This is a genomic window from Actinokineospora sp. NPDC051303 (assembly GCF_055586285.1).
On sequence record NZ_JBVJIN010000004.1, the window covers coordinates 111,915 to 131,758 of the forward strand.

Here is a 19,844-nt window from a genome sequence, read left to right on the forward strand (position 1 = left end):
GCGCGGAGCCGAGAAGGTGGGAATGCCGTGACCGAGCCCCGGGCTGAGGAGGTTCTCCAGCAGGTGTTCTTCGGTTGGTCCCATGACGAGGGCGCGCACACGATCCTCCCCCACTCAGATGGCGTCGAGGGTGGGATCTGGCGCACGCGCCTCAAGGACCACGTGCGGATGCAATCGGTTCAGGGGGCGGAGTCGCCTGCGCGCGCACTGTCCTATTTGCTCTTTGACGAGGGCAGGACCGCCGCGCTGGTGCGCCGAGTCGAGGTCGGCTACTCGCTGGGGCGGGGGAACGCGCACGTGCTGATCGGTTCGGCCGCCACCCTGGACGTGTCGCTCGCCCTCAGCTTGGCGCATTGGGCTGGGTGGAAGACCACTTACGATGGCAACCTGTGGATGGCCACGATCAAGACGTCCTATCTCGCGTCGGTCGCGGCCCCGGAGATCAGGAAGCTGCGCGCGCGGGCCGCGCGACTGGAACCCAAGCTGGTCACCGTCCTCACACGACTCTTGGACAGCCCTGATCTTCCGTTGAGCATCCTCGGTTGTCCTGACGACGAACGGTTGGCGATGGTGTGGGGACTGCGCGAGGCGGCGGACGAACACCTCCGCGTGGTTGAAGGAGTCGCCCGGAAGTGGTCATTCTCAACTTACGAGAGGCGTCATGAAGACAGCATCACGAATCTGCCGGAAATCGTGTTCCTCCCCGCGATTCCCACGGGCGGGGTCGCGCGCCGCACGGTCGTCAACTTCGACTGGCCGCCGGTCGCGGGGCGTCTGTCGGCCGTTGTCGCGAGCGATCTCGTCGCCCGGTTGCCACGCGGCGTTCCGGCCATGAAGCCGATTCGGGAGAACGCCAACCGCGGGCGGCGGCTGCGCTGCCCGATCTGCGCCGACGACTTCGAGTGGCCGGACGACCGCACCCTCGCGGTCTACGACGAGGACAACGACAGCTACGACCTGGTCAACACCGCGTCGCTGTCGGCGATGAAGTTGGCCGACCTGGAGCGCAAGGCCTACCGGGAGTGCCCGAACCCGTCGGGGGACACCGCGGAGCACTACCTGCCCGCCACCTACGCCAGCTACGGCGACCCGCTGGTGATCGGCCTGGTCGGCGCCCCCGACTCGGGCAAGACGCACCTGCTGACCGCGATGATCCGGCAGGCTTACGGCAATGGGCTCATCGCGCACGGGGTGACCGCGGCGGCGCTGGACTTCCGCAGGCACAAGCACTTCCGCACGCAGTTCATCAAGCCGTTCGAGGACGGCGGCGCGCTCGCGGGCACCGACACCGGCATGGTCGAGGCCGCCGACATCCTGCTGCTGCGCGGCCCCGGCGGGCAGCGCCCGGTGACGTTCTTCGACGTCGCGGGGGAGGACCTGGAAAGCACCGACGCGCGCAACCGGGCCACCCGGTTCCTGGTCGGGGCGACGGCGGTGATCTTCGTGCACGCCGCGGAGGACCCGCTGGAGGTCGGCCGGGTGGCCGAGAGCGAGAACCAGTCGTTCGCCCTGGCCGTCGAACGGCTGCGCGGGCGCGGGCTGCCCGCGGCGATCGCGGTGACCAAGGCCGACCGGCTGCGGTACGTCCCCCCGGCCGACCGGTGGCTGCACCGCGGCGACGAGCGCGCCGTGGACGCGGCCAGAATCCGCGCCGAGAGTCGCGACGTCTACGCCTACCTGCACCACGTCGGCGCCGGGGCGTCGCTCGGCCCGTTCGGCGCGTTCACCCGGTGCACCCTGCACTTCGTCTCGGCCAGCGGCGGCGACGCGGTGCGCGTCGATCCGAACGACGAGAAGTCCAAAAAGCACTTTCCGCACGGGTTCCGCCCGACCCGGGTGCTCGAACCTCTGGTGTCGATCCTCGCGATGACCGGAATGATCACCGGCCCGGAAGCCGAGAAGGTGGGAATGCCATGACCGAGCCCCGGCCAGAGGAGGTCCTCCAGCAGGTGTTCTTCGGCTGGTCGCACGATGAGCGCGCGCACACCATCCTGTCCCGCTCCAGCGGCATCGAGGATGGGATCTGGCGCACGCGGCTCAAGGACCATGTCCGGCTGCAACCGGTCCAGGGCACGGAGCTGCCGCCGAGCGCACTGTCCTATGTGCTCTTTGACGACGGCGCGACCGCCGCGCTCGTGCGCCGAGTCGCGATCGGTTACTCGGAGGGCCGGGGGAACGCGCACGTGCTGATCGGCTCTGCCGCCACCTTGGATGTTTCGCTCGCGCTCGGCCTGGAGAACTACGCGGGCTGGAAGGACAGCGACAACGGCAGCATGTGGATGAACACCGTCGAGACGCAGTACCTCGTGAGGATCGCGGGTCTGGGGACCGACAGGCTGCGGGCGCGGGCGGCGGGGCTGGAATCCGCGCTGGTCACCGTCCTCACGCGACTCTTGGACAGACCGGACCTTCCGTTGAGCATCCTCGGCTGCCCTGACGGCGACCGGTTGGCGATGGTGTGGGGACTGCGCGCCGCCGCGGACGAACACCTCCGCATGGCCGAAGGGGTGACCAAGCGGTGGTCGTTCTCGACCTATGAGAAGCGCCATGAGGACAGCATCACCAATCTGCCGGAAATCGTGTTCCTGCCCGCGATTCCCGCGGGCGGGGTCGCGCGCCGCACGGTCGTCAACATCGACCAGCCGACCGCCACCGGGAGCCAGTTGACCACGGTCGCCGCCGACCTCGTGGCCCGGCTGCTGCGCGGCGCGCCCCCGGTCCCCGAGCCGACGCGTGAGATCGCCCGCGCGGGCCGCCGGAGCGACACCGCGTATGCCCCGCCGCGCGTCAGACAGGACTATCGGCAGCCGGATTACAACCAGCCGGATTACAACCAGCCGGGTTATGACCGACAGGAGGATTATCAGCAGCAGCACCAGAACCAGCCGGACTACCAGCAGCCAGACAGCCAGCAACCGGTCGGGGGTCAGCCGGGGCAGCAGCCGGTCGGCCCGCCACGGCCCCGGCGCCGCTCGGGGGACCTCGTGGGGAACCTGCTGGAAGCGGACAACCTGGCCGGACTCCAAGTCGAACTCGCGGCGCTGGCGGCGCTGAAACCGGCCCAGCGGACCGAACTGCGCGCGGCGCTCGACATCGCCGCCGTCGACCGGATCGCCGAGAAAGTCGAGGTCAACGCCCTGGACGAACTGCTGCGGACGTTCCTGCACGCGGTCTACGGGCACGAGTTCGGCGACCTCAAGGGCGACCTCACCGCCCAGGAGCACGCCGCGGTGCTGGTCGAGCGCAGCCGGTCCGAACAGCTCGCGGCGATGCTGGGCGCGGGCGCGCAGAAGCAGGGCGTCCAGCAGATCCTCACCGCCGCGGTCAAGCGGTGGACCGACGGCGGCCGACCGCCCAAGCCGCTCCCGGCGAACCGGGTGGCGCGGACACTGCGGGCGGCCCGCCGCGGAAAGCACTTTTTCCTCGTCGCCTCGCTGGCCGTGGCCGCGGTGCTGTTTCTGGTGTTCATGCTGGGCTGCCAGGCGGGCAGCCGCTCTGCCGAGGCCCGCGAGTCCGGCGCGGCGGCCACCGCGCCGTCGCTGTCCACACTGGACGGACAGGCGCCCGCGCCGAAACCGGAGGAAACAGCGGCCACCGGGAACCCCGGCACGGCGAACCCCGGCGCCGAGAACCCCGGCACGACGAACCCTGGCGGCGCGGAGGACCCCGGCACGGCGGACACCGGGAGCCCGCGGAGCCCAGCGGGCGGGGTGGGCGGGCCCGCGCTCATCGTGCCGCCACCGGGCGCGGACCAGTGGGTCTTCGCGTTCGTCGTAGTCGGCGACGCCTACTACCCGCAGGCGCCCTGTGTGCGGGCGACCGGTTCGCGTGAGCAGTGGCGGTGCGACACGCGCCCAAACCCACCGGCCAAGCCAGGAGCGCGGCCGGAACTAGTCGCCGTCGTAGTGCCCGCGACGGCCCAGGACGACCTGACCCGACGCGCCGAGCGCGGGGACGAGATGACGCGGGACCGGACGTGGGGGGCCGACGTGCCGGTTCCGGTGTCCTGACGCCAGAGGGCCACTCCGGACCCCGTCGAGGCCCGACCTAGTGTCCGCCCGCCTACCGTAGTTGATCGGGGCGCATCTACTTCTGGGCGAATCGGGCCGATTGTCGTGTGTGCCAGGTGCGGTGTAGGTGGCTACTCGTGCCCGGTCGCCGTGCTGTTCGAGTTGCTGGGTGCCGGAGTTGCGCAGGGGTGTTCAGCTTGCGGGTTCGGCGGTTCGGGATCCTGGCCTAGTGTCCGCGTACCCAGCGCAGTTGGTCGGGGCGCACCCACTCCTGGGCGAACCGGGCCGACAGCCGCGCGTACCAGGTGCGGTGTAGGCGGGCCACCCGTGCCCGGTCGCCGTGTCGGTCGAGTTGTTCGGCGCCGAACTCGCGCAGGGTCTCCAGCATTCGGTAGTGGGGGACGCCGTTCTCCTCCTCGCGCATCAGGACCGACTTGTCCACCAGCCCGTCGATGAGCGCGCGCACCTCGGCCGGGGTGACGCCCGCCCCGCCGCACACGTGCTCGGCGGCGTCGAGGTCGAACGCGCCGGAGAACGTCGACGCCCGCGCCCACACCAGCCGCTCGGCGGGCGAGCACAGGCCGTGGCTCCACTCGACGGTCGCGCGCAGCGTCTGCTGGCGCCGAGGGGCGGTGCGCGGGCCGTTGATCAGCGCGGGCAGCCGCCGGACCAGGCGCTCGGCGAGCTGGCGCACCGACAGCGCCCGGGTCCGCACCGCGGCCAGCTCGATCGCCAGCGGCAGCCCCTCCAGGTGCCTGCACAGCCGCACGAGGTCGGCGGCGTTGTCCTCGGTGACCGCGAACGACGGCGTCACGGCCTTCGCGCGGTCGACGAACAGGCGCACGGCCTCCGAGCGCAGCAACTCGGCTGGCGAGCGCACCTGCCGGTCCGGCACCGACAGCGGCGGCACCGGCTGCACCCGCTCGCCCGCGACGCCCAGCGACTGCCTGCTGGTGGCGAGCACCCGCAGCCGAGGGCACCGGGCGACCAGCTCGCGGACCAGCGCGGCGCATGCGTCAACAAGGTGTTCGCAGTTGTCCAGCACCAGTAGCGTCGCGTGGTCGCGCAGGTGCTCGACCAGCGCGTCGACACTGGCGCGGGCCGACCGGTCGCGCAGCCCGAACCGGCTCGCCACCGCGTCGGCGACCAGCGCCGGATCGCGCAGCTCGGCCAGCTCCACGAACACCACGCCGTCGAACTCGGCCGCGGCCGCCGCGGCGATGCGCCCGGCCAGCCGGGTCTTGCCGACACCGCCGGACCCGACCAACGTCACCAGCCTGGCCTCGGCCAGGAGTCCGCGGCCCTGCGCCAGCTCCCGGACACGGCCCACGTAGCTGGTCACCTCGGTGGGCACCGACCCACCGGAGTGCAAGCTGTCGGGAACGACCGTAAGCGCGCTCACCATCCGCCTCGTCAACCATCCGGTCGACCGAGTGTAATGACGATTGCGCGGGCGAGTCGCCGCGATCCCCCCGGGAGGGCAGGGCCTAGCTCGCGAGCTGGGCAAGGTCTCCCCGCAGCACCGTCGCCCGCACCGCCAGCTCCAGCTCGAAGCGGCCGCGGGGGTCGGCGAGCTGGTCGCCGAACAGCTCCTCAATCCGCTGGATGCGGTACCGGACGGTCTGCTGGTGCACGCCCAGCCGGACCGCGGTGTCGCTGACCCGGCACTGGCTGGCCAGCCACTCGTGCAGAGTCAGGATCATGCGGTCGCGCTGGCGGGGAGTGAGATCGGCCAGCGGAGCCAACCGCTGCTCAACCAGCTGGTCGACCAAGAGCTCGTCGGTGAACAGCGACAGCGTCAGCGGGTGGTCGGCCCAGTCGAGGACCGGGCTGGTGGGGATGAGCCCGCGCTCGGCCAGGGTCAGCGCCCGGACCGCCACCCGCAGCGACGCCCGCGCCTGGGCCAGCGGCGTGACCGGGCCGATCGAGGCGATCCAGCCGGGCAGCATGGCGCGCAGCGCGTCGGCGCTCGGGGTCGCCTCGGTCCCGCGCATCACCAGGCACGGCTCGGCGCCCTCCAGGTCGACCAGGAACCCGTCGGCCAAGTGCGGGCGGAAGGCCGCGGTGCTGTCCTGCCTGCGCAGCGCGATGACGCGCACGGTCGCGGGCGGCTCCCACTCCGCGGTCCGGGACACCTCGGTGAGCTCGCCGCGCGGGGCGGGGGCCTCGGCGAGCAGCAGGCGGACCAGCCGCTTGCGCGCCGACGTCCGGCTGAACGTCGACCGCGGCGTGCCCGCGACGGTGGAGAGCTGGTCGAGGTAGGCGAAGATCACCTCGGCGGAGCGGGCGACCGCCCCGGCCGGGAGGCCGTGCTGGCGCGCGTAGCGGGACACGTGCCGCCAGGCGACCTGCCCGCCGATCCGGTATGCCCGCAGCAGCGGCTCCCGGTACGGGCTGTCGGCGAACATGCCGTCTTGCAGGCGGAAAGCAGGGGTGCGCTCCCGCTCGGGGTGGAACAGCGTGTCAAGGCAGCAGTGCACCGTCGCCATCACCGTGGCGACCAGCGGCTCGATCGCCGTGTCGACGATCTCGGCCGCCTCGGCGCGCAACGCCGACCGCACCTCGGCGAGGACCTCGCGCCGTATCGCGTCCTCGACGGTCCCCTGCCTCGACGCGTCCTGTTCGACAACCCGCATCGCGGTCATGCCTGCCTCCGACTGGTCCCGAGCGCTACTCCGATCGCGCTACGGCCACCACCGTGCCTCACGGTGCGTTCTCCGCACATCGGGAGAAATACGGAGAACTACGTACGGAACTACAACCGGGGGGACGTAGAGATATACCGATAGCGCAAACCGTGCTCTCCGGAGCGCCGCCCCGGCCACTCTCCGTGTCGTGCGTCACTCGCCCCGCCCCCCTGCTCCTGGGGTGGCGGCCCGCACCCCTCCTGGCAGGCGGCGGCGCGCGCTCCCAACCACTGGAATGGCGCGGTAACCGACTGTTTTCCTGACTCGGAAAACCGTCGGCGGAGCGGAATGGTGAATCACCGATAAAACCGCCTTTTCGGTGTTTGTGGATCATGGTTTGCGGGTGCCCGTGGACCCGTGAGTCGGGACGCGAAGATGACGGAACGGAGTTTTCCACCGACACCGGGAACTTTTCCGCCACCCCGTGCGACGTGGGCGGAGATCGCTGGATCGGCCCTGGTGGGCGTGTGTTTCGTTCTTGTAATGTGTTGACCGGCGCGTGGATCGGCGGCCCCCGTTCGCTTAGTCTTTCCCTGACATGAGCGGCGGCCGTTCGACGGGCGCGCTTTTTCCCGAATATCGCTCGGATTCCGTTAGGGGTGAACCGTGGCAGGCTCGTCCTGGGTCGACGGCATTTTCGGCGCACTGCTCGTGCTTTCGGCACTGTACTCAATAGGCCGTTTGGCCGCGTCCCGCCGCGGCGAGCCCCGGATCCACCCGCTCGGCGAGGCGACCCACCTGCTGATGGCCCTGGGCATGGCCGCGATGTTCCTGCCCTCGGCCGACCCGCTCCCCCGCTGGGTGTGGCTCACCGTGTTCATCCTCAACGGCGCCTGGCTCCTGGCCGGACTCCCCAAAACCCTGGCGGCGAACGGCCGCTGGGGCCGCGACCAGCGCCACCACCTGCACCTGGCCGTCTCCAGCGCGGCGATGGTCTACATGCTCGCCCTGATGGCCCCGGCCCCCACCGCCGTCGTCGCCCTCCCCGCGACCGGCGCGGTGCTCGCCCACGACCACAGCGCGGGCGGCGTCAACCCTGTTCCCCTCACAGCGGCGCTGGCCCTCTACTTCCTCGCCCACGCCCTGTGGACCCTGGCCGCGGCCGTGCGGACCCCCGAGCCCGCCCCCCGCCCCGAGGGCGCGGTGGCCACCGTCCCCGCGCTCCTGGTCGAGCCCCGCCTGAGCACCGCCTGCCACGTGGTCATGGGCCTGGCCATGGCCTACATGTTCGCCCAGATGCTGGGCTGACCCCGATGCCCCGCCCCACCTCCGACGCGGCGCCCCCGCCCACCGACCGCCCACCCACCGGCGCCCACCGGACGGCCTGCCAGACCGGCTCCGCCGGTGGTGGTGCTGGGGTGGTTGGCCCGATCGGTTCCGCCGGCGGTGGCGTTGGGCTGGTTGGCCGGGCCGGTCCGGCTGGCGCGGGTGGGACGGTTCGTCGCGTTGGTGTCGATCGGGTGGTTGGCCGGGTTGGTTCCGCTGGTGGTGTTGGTGGGCAGGTTGGCCAGGTCGGTTCGGCTGGTGGTGGGACGACCGGCCAGACCGGTTCCGCCGGTGGTGCTGGGGTGGTCGGCCGGGCTGGTTCCGCTGGTGGTGGCGTTGGGGTGGTCGGCTGGGCCGGTTCGGCTGGTGCTGGTGGGGCGGTGCGTCGCGGTGGTGACGTTGGGGTAGTTGGCTGGGCCGGTTCGGTTGGTGTTGGCGGGACGGTTCGTCGCGTTGGTGGTGGGGTGGTCGGCCGGGTCGGTTGCGCTGGTGGTGTTGGCGGGCAGGTTGGCCAGGGCGGTCCGGCTGGTGCTGGTGGGACGAATGGTCGGGTCGGTTCTGCCGATGGTGGTGCTGGGGTGGTGGGCCGGGTCGGTTTCGCCGGTGGTGGCGTTGGGGTGGTTGGTCGGGTTGGTTCGGCTGGTGGTGGTGGGGCGGTTCGTCGTGGTGGTGTTGGTGGGGTAGTTGGCTGGGCCGGTTCCGCTGGTGCTGGTGGGATGAAGCGTCGGGTCGGTTTCGCCGGTCGTGTTGGTGCGGTGGTTGGCTGGGCCGGTTCGGCTGGTGGTGGGACGAATGGTCGGGTCGGTTTCGCCGGTGGGGGCGTTGGGCTGGTTGGCCGGGGCGGTTCCGCTGGTGGTGGGGCGGTTCGTCGGGTTGGTCTTGGTGGTGGCGGGGTGGGTGGCCGAGCCTGCTCCGCTGGTGGTGGGGCGTCCGGTCAGGGTGGTTTCGGTGGTGTCGGGCGGATGGTTCGCCAGGGTGGCTTCGCCGCTGTCGCGGTGGCTCGCCGGGGTGGGGGGTTGGACGGCGGGGGTGGGGGAGCGGGTAGGCGCGGGGAGCTGAGGGTCCCGCCTGCCCGTGGGGTGCGGGCGCTCAGTGGCGTCGCGGCCGCGCTGGTCACCGGGAGTCTTGGGCACCTGGCCATGGTCGGGCCGTGGTCGGCGCGGGCGATTTTGGTCGCCGCGGTGGTGTTGGTTGGTCCTGCCTGGTTGCTGACGCGGCGGGAGCAGCGGCTGCCCGCCATCGCCGCGTTGCTGGTGGTCGGGCAGATGCTCACCCACGCGGCACTGGTTCTGTTCGCGCCGTCCGGCGCGGGGCACCACCCGGTGGCGACCGCCTTGGACGTGTTGCCCGCCGGGCCCGCGCTGGTTGGCCACCTGGCCGCCGCTCTGGTCGCCGGGTGGTGGTTGCGCCGGGGCGAGCGCGCGGCTTGGGCGTGCGCTCGCCGGGTGATCGCGGCCGTGCTGTCGGCCGCCACCGCCCGGCCTCGGCCGCTCGGCGCGGTGACCACCTGGGTCCCCACCGGCCCCGCCGAGCCCGTCCGGCGGCCGGTGCTCCTGCGCCACGCCATCGTCCTGCGCGGCCCGCCCGCGGCTGGCTGAGGTTCCCTGCCATGTCTCGCCCACACCGGTCTCGCTGACCGGTGCCGTCGGCGACCCCGAAAAACTTTCCCTGCCGCACAGTCCTCTTTGGAGTGATCATGACCACCACCATCACCGACCCCTCCCCGCCCGGCGAAGACCCCACCACCCCCAGCGCCACCGCCGAGGCCGCGGAAACCGGAGCCCGGGAACCGTCCGCGCGGCCCGGTGTGGCGCTGCGGATGCTCGCTCGGCGGGTGCACTTTCTCGCCGGGTTGTTCGTGGCCCCGTTCCTCGCGGTTCTGTGCTTAAGCGGGCTCGCCTACGCGTTCAGCCCGCAGATCAACGACCTGTTCTACTCGGACAAGCTCTATGTGGACATCCAAAGTGGACCGACCCGTCCGGTGTCGGAGCAGGTGGACGCCGCGTTGGCCGCTTATCCGCAGGGTTCCCTTCGGAGCGTCATTCCGGCCGCTGAGGCCGACCGCACCACGCAGGTCGTGCTCGCCGATCCGACCCTGAAACCCGGTGACGCCTTCTCCGCCGAGATGCGCACCGTCTACGTCGACCCCTACACGGCTCGGGTCGCCGGTGACCTGGTGACGGTCAACAACCGGCCGCCCGCGCAGGTGTGGCTGCGCGAGTTCCACGGCAACCTGCACCTGGGGGAGCCGGGGCGGCTCTACTCGGAGTTCGTGGCCAGCTGGCTGCCGATCATCGTGATCGGCGGGCTGGTGCTCTGGATCGGGCAGCGGCGGCGGAAGAACCGACTGCGGGGGCTGCTGCTGCCCGCGCGGGGACTCCCGGCCGGTCGGCCGCGGGCGCGGGCACTGCACGGGCCGTTGGGGCTGTGGCTCGCGATCGGACTGCTCGCGGTCAGCGTCACCGGGTTGACCTGGTCGACCTACGCGGGTGGACGGGTCGACCAGTTGATCGCGGCGCTCGACGCCAAATCGCCGAGCCTGAGCGCGCCCAAGGTGGCTGTTCCGGACGGGGGAGAGCGGATCAGTGTGGACCGGGTGATCGACATCGCCCGCGCCGAGGGGCTGACGGGGCAGGTGACGCTGACCCTGCCTGCGGCTAACGACAAGCCGTTCAAGGTGAACGAGTCCGCTGAGGGATTGCCCATTCAGAAGGACAGCGTCGCGATCGATCCGTATACCGGGCAGGTGACGGGGCGGATGGGCTGGCAGGACTACCCGCTGCTGGCGAAGCTGACGACGCTGGGGATTCAGGCGCACAGCGGGACGCTGCTGGGGCTGGTGAATCAGATCGCGATGGGGCTGCTCGCCTTGGGGACCTTGGTGCTGTTGGCGCTGGGGTACCGGATGTGGTGGAAGCGGCGGCCCGCTGGCGCGGCTCCGCCCGCGGCTTGGGGGCGGATGTCGCAGCCGGTGGTCTTCGTGATCGTGCTGGTGATCGCTGGGCTGGGGTGGGCTATGCCGGTCTTTGGCGTCAGTCTGGTCGCCTTTGTCGTGCTGGACGCCGCTCGGAAGGTTGTGCGGGGAACTGGAGTGCGTCGGTAGCCGACTCTGTCAGTACGACATCGTCTTGGAAGGGGTTCGTGATGCATGAGTCCAGTTACACGGTCAGCGGTATGTCGTGTGGGCACTGCGCGTCGAAGTTGACGGAGAAGGTGGGGGCTATGGCTGGGGTGACTGGAGTGGAGGTTGACGTTGCCAGTGGGAGGCTGGCGATTGTCAGTGAGGCTCCTGTTGCTGGGGCTGATCTTGATGCGGTGGTGTCGGGGGCTGGTTTTCAGCTCGCTGGGTAGGGTTCGGGGCCCCCGCGATGCCTCTTGGGGTGTCGCGGGGGCTCGCTTGCGTGCTGTCTGCTCGATGGGGTGGAGTGGTTTCTTTGGGGCCCCTACGAAGGAAGATCCCGTCGTGGGAAAGACGGGTGGGGAGCCTTCGGCCCCACGACCACGGCGAGTTTAGGGATCTTCCTTCACCCCCAAAGAAACCACTCCACCCCATCGAGCACCTGGCAGGCTCGGGTGCGGCCTGGTTGGGGCGTGGGTTTGCTGTTCCGCTCCTGTCGAGCACCTGGCAGGGGTGGGTGCGGCCTGGCAGATGCTTGGGTGTGTTCCCTGAGGTCATCGCGCGGTTTGGGGGCGGGCACGGTTGGCAGGTGGGCGTTGTGCTCCCTGCTTCACCTGTCTGGTAGTTGGCACAGTCAGGCTTGGGTTGGCCGAGCGGGTGTGCTTTTCCGTCCTCTTTGGCCACTGCTTTCCACCGGGCGCTACGGCCACTGTGGAAACCTGCGGCCCTGTCCGCTTTGTTCAGGCGCCTGTGGGAGTCAGGTGGCCAGGCGTCGGCCGTCGGGGCGGTCGGTTTCGCGGGTGGCGGTGATGAGGTCGTCGCGGGCTCGGGCTACTCGGGAGCGGATGGTGCCTACGGGGCAGTTGCAGACTTCTGCGGCTTCTGCGTAGGACATGCCTAGGGTTTGGGTGAGGACGAAGGCTTCTCTGCGGTCGGGGGATAGGGCGTTGACCAGTTCGCCTAGGGCTAGGTGTTCCTCGAAGCGGGAGGCGCCGGGGGATAGGGCTCGTTCCGCCGCGTCTTGCCAGTCGGCGACGTTGGCTCGGCGGGGGCGGATGCGGGCCACTCGGACGTGGTCGGCGGCTACGCGGCGGGCGATGGACAGTAGCCAGGTGCGGGCTGAGGAGCGGCCCTCGAACCGGGGGAGGGCGGTCAGGGCCCGTAGGTACGTCTCTTGGGCCAGGTCGTCGGCCAAGTGCACGTCGGAAAGGTGTGCCACGAACCGCCAGACGTCGTGCTGGGTGGCTCGGACGAAACGCTCCAGGGCGGTGCGGTCGCCGCGTTGGGCGGCGAAGGCCCACGCGGTGACCTCGTCGGGTGCCAGTCCTGATCCACTCACACCTCCGGAAACGTAGTGGACGTTCGCGTGTTCCAGGCAACCCGAGGTAACCATCAGGAACCGAGAATCTCGCAACCTGGGACGGGGCGGTGTGAGGTGTTAAAAGGGACGCCGGGTCGGTGGGCGAGGCGCGGACCGACCCGGCGTGCGTGGCCCATGCAGGGCGATCACTAGGTCGTTCGGAGTAGCGGCCTGGTTCCCGGCATCCGGGTGACGTGGGGGCCTTCCGTAAGTAACTCGGTAGATCTACAGATGTGATTCGCATCCCGGTCAAGCAGGTTGGCCTGCGATGGCCACAACCGGAGAGACACGCCATGAGGTACACGGAGCCAAGATGACTGCATCGCAGGTCGTGGATCACCGCGCGCGGGCGCCAGAGCCGGGACAGCGGGGGTCGGGCGACCAGTTGCGGCGGGACATCGCGGCCGAGGCGCGCGGCCACGCCGAGATCGCCCGCCTGCCGGAGGCGCTGATCGAGCCGCTGGTCGACACCATCCGCACGACCGTGCTCGGCTGCGTCGAGGCGATGGTCCACCCCGAGGAATACGTGGGGGAGGAGTGGGCGGCGATCTTCCGCTTCCGCCGCGGCGAGCTGACCGAGGGCGCGCACCGCAAACTGCTGCTGCGCGCTTACCGGATCGGCGGTCAGATCGCGTGGCGGCACGCGTCGGAGTACGCCCGGCGGCACGGCGTGTCGTCCGCGGCGGTCGCCCGCAGCGCCGAAGTGATCTTCGCCTACCTGACCGCGGTGTCGAGCTTCGCCCCGCCCGCCACCGCGGCGGCCTCCGTCGCGGTGGTCCGCGCCCGGTTGCTGCGGATGCTGCTCGACGAGCAGGCCGCGAGCGGGCCGCACTTGGCCGAGGTCGCCGCCGAGGCGGACTGGGACCTGCACGCCGCGGTCCGGGTGGTCGCGCTGCGCCGCCGCGACGGCGCCGACCACACCCCGCGCGCCAACCTCGGCGCGCAGGTCCTGCTCGACCTCGACGGCCCGCGGCCGTGCGCGGTCGTCGCGGCGAGCCGGGTGCCCGCGACCTGGCTGGCGACGACCCTGCGCACGGCGCTGCCCGGCTGGACCGCGGCGATCGGCCCGGTCACCCCGATCGGCAAGGTCCGCGACTCGCTGCGGGTGGCCAACCTGGCCATCGACCTGGTCGAGCGCGGGCTGATCCAGGTCGAGGACCCCGCCGGGATCGTGCACTGCGCCGACCACCTGCTGACCCTGACGCTGCTGGCCGACGAGTTCCTCATGGCCGAGCTGGTGGAGCGGGAACTGGCGCCGCTGAAGTCGCTCAAGGCCTACCAGCGGCACCGCCTACTCGCCACGCTCAGCGCCTGGTTCGCCACCCGCGGCCGGGTCGCGGACATGGCGGAGCGGCTGCGGGTCCACCCGCAGACCATCCGCTACCGCGTCGGCAGGCTCCAGGAACTCTTCGGCGAGCAGCTCGCCGACCCGCGCAACCGGTTCGACCTGGAGCTGGCCGTGCGCGCGACCCTGCTGCGCGCCGCCCAGGAGAACCCGGCCGAGGAAGGCCCGGCTTCCGGGTTCTGAGTTCCCCCGGACCGGCCGAGGACCCCGCCACCGAGCGATCAGGTGGCGGGGTCCTTCGCTGTTCCGGGCCGGAAAAAAAGGACAGGGTCTTCCCGGCCGAAGCCGGGAAGACCCTGTCTCAGGGGAGCGGTGACGCGCTTACTTCTTCACGAGGTCGAGATCGATCGGGTTGGCGGGGCTGGCCGCCAGCGGGCCGATGAAGTCGTTGAGCGCGCCGCAGTTGGTCGGCGAGGCCAGGTCGTAGGTGCCCTGGAGCTTGCCGCCCTTGAGGACGTCGAAGGTGCCGACGGACTTGAGCTTGATGTCGGTCGGGTTCGGCGCCTTGCAGGTGTCACCCTGGTAGATCGGGAAACCGAAGACCGAGATCTTGGTCAGGATGATGTCGAGCTTGGACTCGTAGGTGATCGCGCCGGTGGCCACGGTGCCGTTCGACTTGCCCACCGGGGCGAACTTGATGTTGGCGTCGACCGGGAGGAAACCGACGATCTTGAACTTGCCCGAGGTCGGGTTCAGCTTCAGGTCACCGGTGTACTTGCCCGCGGCCAGGTCGGCCACCGCGTCGAAGCTGCCCGCCAGGGCGACGGAGCCGTTGAGCGCCTTCAGAGTCGAGGTGCCCTTGAGGCCGTAGCTGATGTTCACGCCGTTGCTCGGCGGCGGGGTGGTGCTGCTCGGCGGCGTGGTGCTCGACGGAGGAGTCGTGCTGCTGGGCGGCGTGGTGCTCGACGGCGGGGTCGTGCTGCTCGGCGGGGTGGTGCTGCTGGGCGGCGTGGTGCTGCTCGGCGGGGTGGTGCTCGACGGCGGGGTGGTGCTGCTGCCGCCGGTGATCTCGAAGGTGTGCAGGACGTTGTTCTGGCCCGGGTTGAGCTTGCACTCCGAGGGGAAGGTGCCCAGGCCGGTCTCGGTGCCGTCGGCCTTGCGCGGGGTCAGCGTCAGGTTCAGCTCGCTGACGGTGATCTTCGCGGTGCCCGGCTGGGTGAACGACAGCGACGGGGTCTGGCCGGTGGCCACCACGTCGAACGCGCCCGAAGCCGGAACCGGGGTCTTGGCGATCGTCACCGGGACGTTCACCGGAAGCGAGATGCCGGGGGCGTCGACCTTGGCGCCCGAGACGGCCTTGCCCTCGATCGTGGTCGCACCCACCAGGGTCAGACCCTGGGTCGCGGTCTCCGGAACGGTGGAGGTCGCCTTGATGTCGAACACGCCGGTCTGCTGCCCCACACCGATCGAGGCGGGCATGTCGCTCTGAATCACGACCTTGATCGGCTGGTCGCCGATCAGCGGGAACGGACACGTGTAGTTCAGCGTCAGCGAGACCGGAGCCGCCGAACTCGTGCCCGAGCCGAGCAGCAGGCCAGTGGCGACCAGCCCGGCCGCGCTGGTCGCGGCGACACCCGCCACCAGCTTCTTGGAAACCTTGCGAGGAGTCACGGGGGTTTTCCTTCCTAAGGTATCAACGGTGATACGTGAGCGAAGCGATTCGCTCGGTAGTGCCAGGGGCGAGTATTCCGGTGGAAGTGAGGTGGAAGTCTCTTCGATAGCCGCCGATTGACAGATTAGACAGCAACAAGAACTTCACACAAGGACCAGCGACGATTTATCACCGGGCCGCACATCATGGACCCGCCGGTTTGTGACGCAGCCAACATCCTGCCTGGTGAGACTGGGTTCCGGGGCTCCGACCGGCGCATACTCTACTCAGAGCGTCGCCGTTCGGCGACGGAGGGTCACCTGAGCCAATGGCATAAAAACACGTGACGTGGTTCACCTCAGCGCACAAATAATGCTTTCCCGCTATCGGTTTGAACCGCGCCGGGCCACCCACGCGGCGATCTGCGCGCGGTTGGTGAAACCCAACTTGGTCCGGATCCGCTCCACATGTGATTCGGCTGTGCGCGGGCCGATCACCAGTCTGCCCGCGATCTCCCGGTTGGTCATCCCCTGGGCCACGAGTTCGGCGATCTCGCGTTCGCGTTTAGTGAGCGGATCGTCGCGCCGAGCCATCTGGTGCTCGTTTTCCTCGGCCGATTCCCCCAGCGCGTAGGACACCGCGTCGGCGAAGCCCAACGCGGCGCCCGCGGCGAACTCGGCCAGCGCCTCGCCGTCGCCCAGGCCCGCGATCACCACCTCGGTGGCCGCGCGGACCGGCTCGTCGAAAGCGGGGTACTTGTTCGGCGACGAGCCCAGCGACCGCCACACCGCCGCGGCGGCCCCGAACAGCCGCGCCCCCCGGCGCAGGTCGCCCGCGTGCGTCGCGCACCCGGCCAGGGTCGCCAGGGTGAACGCGGTGATCGTGCGCGCGTCGACCCGGCGTTGCAGCCGCAGCACCTCCAGCGCGTGCTCCCGCGCCGCGTCGACATCGCCGAACAGGTACTCGCACGCGGCCAGCGACCACAGCGCCCACGACCGGTAGACGACCTCGCCGCGCGCGACGCAGGCGGCGACGCAGTCGCGCAGCACCCGGCGACAGCGCTCCGGGTCGCCCGCGATGCTGATCGCCAGACCGAGGTTGTGCGTCGCCCACAGCTCGCCGCTCACGTCGCCGTGCGCGCGCAGCATCGCCGCCGCCGTGCCGAACAGGTCGACGGCGGCCGAGCCGTCGGCGTCCATCAGCGCCTGGTAGCCGCGCACGTGGCGGACGTAGGCGTGGGCCCGGTCGTCGCCGGTGGCCTCGGCGGTCTCGGCGGCGGCGGAGAGCATGGCGGCGAACGCGGGCCGGTCACCCTGGACGAGCGCGAGCAGCGCGTGCATCCACAGCGCGTCCGCCCGGCCCGGCGCGTCCGCCGGGGCCGCCCTGACCAGCCGGTCGAGCCAGATCCGGCCCTCGGTGTTGAGCCCGCGCACCATCCAGTACTCCTTGACCGCGGGGATCATCGGCAGCCCCACGGCGGCCTCCGCCGGATCGCTGGCGCAGAAGTCCAGCGCCCGGCGCAGGTTGGGGTGCTCGACGGTGAGCCGGTCGAGCCAGCGGACCTGGTCGGGGCCCAGCGACTCGGCCGCGAACCGGCGGGTCAGCTCCAGGTACCGGTCGCGGTGCCGCCGCCGGATCCGGGTCAGCTCACCGGTCTCCCGCAGCCGGTCCTCGCCGTGCTGGCGCAGCGTCCCCAGCATCCGGTAGCGCGCGGTGCCGTGGTGCTCCTCGCGGACCAGGACCGACTTGTCGATCAGCGCGTCGATGACGTCGAGCACCGCGTCCCGGTCGAGGCCGTCGCCAGCGCACACCTCCTCGGCCGCGTCGATGTCGAAGCTGCCGGAGAACACCGACGCCCGCGCCCACAGCAGCTGTTCGCGCTCGTCGCACAGCTCGTGGCTCCAGTCGACCAGCGCCCGCAGCGTCTCGTGCCTGCTCGGCGCCCACCGGCGGCCCCGGTTGAGCAGGGTGAACCGCTGGTCGAGCCGGTCGGCGAGCTGGCGGACCGACAGCGACCGCAGCCGCACCGCGGCCAGCTCGATGGCCAGCGGCAGGCCGTCGAGCGCCCGGCACAGCCGGATCACGTCCTCGACGTTGGCCTGGGTGATGGCGAACGACGGCACCACCGCGGTCGCCCGGTCCAGGAACAGCCGCGCCGAGTCGTACCGCTGCACCCCCGCCACCTGCTCGCCCGGCTCGGGGACGGCCAGCGGGGCCAGCGGCCGCACCCGCTCCCCGGCCACGCCGAGCGACTGGCGGCTGGTGGCCAGCACGACCAGCTCGGGGCAACTGCTCAGCAGGGCGTGGACCAGGCGCGCGCACGGCTCGATCAGGTGCTCGCAGTTGTCCAGCACCAGCAGCATCCGCCGCTCCCGCAGGTGCTCGATGACCAGCTCGATCGGCGAGCGGGAGCGGTCGCCGAGACCGAGGTGGTCGGCGACGGTGTTGACCACCAGCTCCGGTTCGCGCAGCTCGGCGAGCGCCACGCAGACGACGTTGTCGTCGAACGCGGCCCGCGCCGCCGCGGCGACCTCGGCGGCGAGCCGGGTCTTGCCGACCCCGCCCGGCCCGGTCACCGTGACCAGCGACGACACGCCCAGCATCCGCTTGACCTCGCTGATCTCCGCCGCGCGGCCGACGTAACTGGTCACCTCGGTCGTCAGGGTGGTGGCCGGGGGGCGTGCCGCCGCCGAGTCCGACACCTTCCGCACACCTCCAGCCCGCACTCCCTGTCACCAGTGTCCGCTGCCATCCTGGCAGGCGGTCACCGTCTGTGGCGACAATCTGGGTGATCTGGTGGCCTCGGGTGCTCGGTCGGGCGCGCCGGTCAGGCGTCGTGCAGCGCCGATTCGAGTTTCAGGTCCGGGTGCTGGCGACGGGCCATGCCCAGGGCGATGTCGTCGTTGAACACCGCCAGGTACACCCCGTCCGAGCGCAGCAGGGCCTCGCCGCGGGAGCCGGAGTCGACCATGGCGCGCTGCGCCGGGTCGCTCAACCGGCGGACCGTCGAGTAGGGCAGCGGGTCCAGCCGGATCGCGGCCTTGAACTCGGCGGCCATCCGGTGCGCGGCCACCTCGAACTGCATCGGCCCGACCGCGGCGAACACCGGGGCCGCGTCGCCGCGCCGGTCGGACACCAGGACCTGGATGACGCCCTCGGCGTTGAGCTGCTCCACGCCGCGGCGGAACTGCTTGGCCTTGCCCAGGTCGACCGGGCGGGCCACGGCGAAGTGCGCGGGGGCGAACGTCGGCAGTGGCGGGAACTTCACCGGCGGCTTGTCCGCGTAGAGGGTGTCGCCCACCCGCAGCGAGGTGGCGTTGACCAGGCCGATGACGTCGCCGGGGTAGGCGGTGTCGACCGTGGTGCGCTCGCGCCCGAACATCTGCTGGGTGTACTTGGTCGCGAACGGCCGCCCGGTGGTGGCGTTGGTGACGACCATGCCGCGCTCGAAGGTCCCCGAGCACACCCGGGCGAAGGCGACCTGGTCGCGGTGCGCGGGGTCCATGCCGGTCTGCACCTTGAACACGAACCCGGAGAACGGCGCGTCCACCGGCCGCGGCGTGCCGCGGGAGTCCGGGCGCGGGCCGGGGCCCGGCGCCAGCGACACCAGCAGGTCCAGCAGGTGCCGCACGCCGAAGTTGAGCACGGCGGCCCCGAACAGCACCGGGGTCGCGGTCGCGGCCAGGTAGCGGGACGCGGCGAACCCGCCGCCGGACTCGGTGAGCAGGTGCGCCTCCTCGACCGCCCGGGTCCACTCCTCGCCCTCGGCGGCCTCGGCCTCCTCGGCGGTGAGCCGTTCCTCCGGCGCGGCGGTGGCCCCGCCCGCGGTGCGCTGGTAGCGGACGAACCCGCCCTCGGCGAGGTCGACCACGCCGCGGAAGTGCCCGGGCTCCCCGACCGGCCAGGTCAGCGGCATCGGCTGCAACCCGATGCGCTCCACCAACTCGTCGCACAGGCTCAGCGCGTCGCGGCCGGGGCGGTCCCACTTGTTGATGAACGTGATCACCGGGATGTCCCGGTGCCTGCACACCTCGAACAGCTTGAGCGTCTGCGGCTCCAGGCCCTTGGCCGCGTCCAGCAGCATCACGGCGCTGTCGACCGCGGTGAGCACCCGGTAGGTGTCCTCGGAGAAGTCGGCGTGGCCGGGGGTGTCGACCAGGTTGATCACCCGGTCCCGGTAGGCGAACTGCAGCGCGGCCGAGGTGATCGAGATGCCGCGGGCCTTCTCCATCTCCATCCAGTCCGACACCACGCCCCGACGGCCTGCCTTGCCGTGCACCGCGCCCGCCTCGGTGATCACCTTCGCGTGCAGCGCCAGCGCCTCGGTGAGCGTCGACTTGCCCGCGTCCGGGTGGCTGATCACCGCGAACGTGCGCCGCTGCCCCGCCGCGGTCAGCACATCCGACGCCAAGGTGTCGGCGCCACCGCTGGTTCCCACGTCTCACTCCTCCGCTGCCGCTGCCTGGA

The 19,844-nt window shown here is 71.1% G+C and carries 14 protein-coding genes; 7 read left to right on the top strand and 7 right to left on the bottom strand.

All coding sequences use genetic code 11. The annotated features are described in order from the left end of the window. Nucleotides 1-27 precede the first annotated feature (27 nt). Both ACZ6SD_RS04915 and ACZ6SD_RS04920 read left to right on the top strand, forming a co-directional pair. Nucleotides 28-1,917 (top strand): P-loop NTPase family protein, encoded by a 1,890-nt coding sequence (locus ACZ6SD_RS04915; protein WP_465315579.1) that lies wholly within the window; start codon nt 28-30, stop codon nt 1,915-1,917. Beyond that, entirely contained in the window at nt 1,914-4,010 is a 2,097-nt protein-coding gene (locus ACZ6SD_RS04920; RefSeq protein WP_465315580.1) for a hypothetical protein, read from the top strand. The genes ACZ6SD_RS04915 and ACZ6SD_RS04920 overlap by 4 nt, the downstream gene beginning before the upstream one ends. Nucleotides 4,011-4,236: 226 nt before the next feature. Here ACZ6SD_RS04920 and ACZ6SD_RS04925 read toward each other — a convergent pair whose 3' ends face one another. Beyond that, nucleotides 4,237-5,412 carry an ATP-binding protein gene (locus tag ACZ6SD_RS04925; protein WP_465315581.1) on the bottom strand — a complete coding sequence of 392 codons (1,176 nt, stop codon included), beginning with the start codon at nt 5,410-5,412 and terminating at the stop codon, nt 4,237-4,239. Nucleotides 5,413-5,497: 85 nt separating this feature from the next. Then, complete coding sequence (locus tag ACZ6SD_RS04930; RefSeq protein WP_465315582.1) at nt 5,498-6,655, bottom strand: PucR family transcriptional regulator; 1,158 nt, start codon at nt 6,653-6,655, stop codon at nt 5,498-5,500. 648 nt (nt 6,656-7,303) lie between these two features. Between ACZ6SD_RS04930 and ACZ6SD_RS04935 the strand changes: the two genes are divergently transcribed. After that, nucleotides 7,304-7,945, top strand: a complete 642-nt coding sequence (locus ACZ6SD_RS04935; protein WP_465315583.1) for a DUF5134 domain-containing protein — start codon at nt 7,304-7,306, stop codon at nt 7,943-7,945. On the opposite strand, the gene ACZ6SD_RS04940 is transcribed toward ACZ6SD_RS04935, so the two are convergent. Continuing rightward, nucleotides 7,918-9,096, bottom strand: a complete 1,179-nt coding sequence (locus ACZ6SD_RS04940) for a hypothetical protein (RefSeq protein ID WP_465315584.1) — start codon at nt 9,094-9,096, stop codon at nt 7,918-7,920. The two genes, ACZ6SD_RS04935 and ACZ6SD_RS04940, sit on opposite strands and share 28 nt — an antisense overlap. 6 nt (nt 9,097-9,102) lie before the next feature. Between ACZ6SD_RS04940 and ACZ6SD_RS04945 the strand changes: the two genes are divergently transcribed. From ACZ6SD_RS04945 to ACZ6SD_RS04955, 3 genes are all read left to right on the top strand, one after another. Next, nucleotides 9,103-9,561 carry a hypothetical protein gene (locus tag ACZ6SD_RS04945; protein WP_465315585.1) on the top strand — a complete coding sequence of 153 codons (459 nt, stop codon included), beginning with the start codon at nt 9,103-9,105 and terminating at the stop codon, nt 9,559-9,561. Between the two features lie 98 nt (nt 9,562-9,659). Beyond that, the gene (locus ACZ6SD_RS04950) at nt 9,660-11,066 is read left to right on the top strand and encodes a PepSY-associated TM helix domain-containing protein (protein ID WP_465315586.1); all 1,407 of its coding nucleotides are present in this window, start codon (nt 9,660-9,662) and stop codon (nt 11,064-11,066) included. A gap of 41 nt (nt 11,067-11,107) precedes the next feature. After that, the gene (locus ACZ6SD_RS04955) at nt 11,108-11,314 is read left to right on the top strand and encodes a heavy-metal-associated domain-containing protein (protein WP_465315587.1); all 207 of its coding nucleotides are present in this window, start codon (nt 11,108-11,110) and stop codon (nt 11,312-11,314) included. A gap of 524 nt (nt 11,315-11,838) precedes the next feature. Here ACZ6SD_RS04955 and ACZ6SD_RS04960 read toward each other — a convergent pair. Then, nucleotides 11,839-12,420: a sigma-70 family RNA polymerase sigma factor gene (locus ACZ6SD_RS04960; protein ID WP_465315588.1), complete on the bottom strand. Its 582-nt coding sequence runs from the start codon at nt 12,418-12,420 to the stop codon at nt 11,839-11,841. Nucleotides 12,421-12,754: 334 nt separating this feature from the next. On the opposite strand from ACZ6SD_RS04960, the gene ACZ6SD_RS04965 reads away from it, so the two are divergent. Continuing rightward, a complete protein-coding gene (locus ACZ6SD_RS04965; protein ID WP_465315589.1) occupies nt 12,755-13,969 on the top strand; it encodes a PucR family transcriptional regulator in 1,215 nt (404 codons plus the stop codon). 138 nt (nt 13,970-14,107) lie between these two features. Here ACZ6SD_RS04965 and ACZ6SD_RS04970 read toward each other — a convergent pair whose 3' ends face one another. The 3 genes from ACZ6SD_RS04970 to ACZ6SD_RS04980 all read right to left on the bottom strand — a co-directional run bounded on the left by ACZ6SD_RS04970 (nt 14,108) and on the right by ACZ6SD_RS04980 (nt 19,815). Further along, nucleotides 14,108-15,397 (bottom strand): DUF6801 domain-containing protein, encoded by a 1,290-nt coding sequence (locus tag ACZ6SD_RS04970; protein ID WP_465315590.1) that lies wholly within the window; start codon nt 15,395-15,397, stop codon nt 14,108-14,110. Between the two features lie 363 nt (nt 15,398-15,760). Further along, nucleotides 15,761-18,079, bottom strand: a complete 2,319-nt coding sequence (locus tag ACZ6SD_RS04975; protein ID WP_465315591.1) for an ATP-binding protein — start codon at nt 18,077-18,079, stop codon at nt 15,761-15,763. 125 nt (nt 18,080-18,204) lie between these two features. Further along, on the bottom strand, nt 18,205-19,815 hold the full coding sequence (locus ACZ6SD_RS04980; RefSeq protein ID WP_465315592.1) for a peptide chain release factor 3: 1,611 nt from the start codon (nt 19,813-19,815) through the stop codon (nt 18,205-18,207). Between the last annotated feature and the right edge of the window lie 29 nt (nt 19,816-19,844).